General features: G+C 63.7%; 1 pseudogene. It reads right to left on the reverse strand.

The window, feature by feature from the left end:
- A pseudogene (locus GV790_RS31495) lies at positions 1–143 on the reverse strand (pirin family protein); the annotation flags it as partial.
- Positions 144–446: the final 303 nt, after the last annotated feature.

Here is a 446-nt window from a genome sequence, read left to right on the forward strand (position 1 = left end):
ATCATGAGCAGTCCGTGGGCGTTGGCTTCGAGGTCGAAATTGCCGGTCGCCGGGAACGACTGCCTGGAGTCGAGCCATTCGTTCCACCAGTGGGCGCGTTCGCCCGATGGGATGACACGCACCCGCGGCATCGGCTTCGTCATCACGGCCTCCTCGATCACCACTGCTCACTGGTTCCAATTTCGATTACTTCGCCGATATTCCGGTGCCACTCCGCCAGAGCCTTGCGTCATCGTGCCGAACATGCATATGGCGCATCCGTTGTTGCAGGATCAATCTCGCACTGCGGGCACCTGTGAACCTGCACAAGCGAGCTGTGCGGGGTGCCCCGTGCTGGTTAGCATCCGCGCCATGATTCGACTGGCGGCGGTACTGATCAGCGCGGGCATCCTCGCGACGGGATGCGGTGCGGAGGAGGCCGACACCCCGGCGGCGCCCTCCTGGGA

Source organism: Nocardia cyriacigeorgica, from assembly GCF_010858045.1.
Lineage (GTDB): Bacteria > Actinomycetota > Actinomycetes > Mycobacteriales > Mycobacteriaceae > Nocardia > Nocardia cyriacigeorgica_E.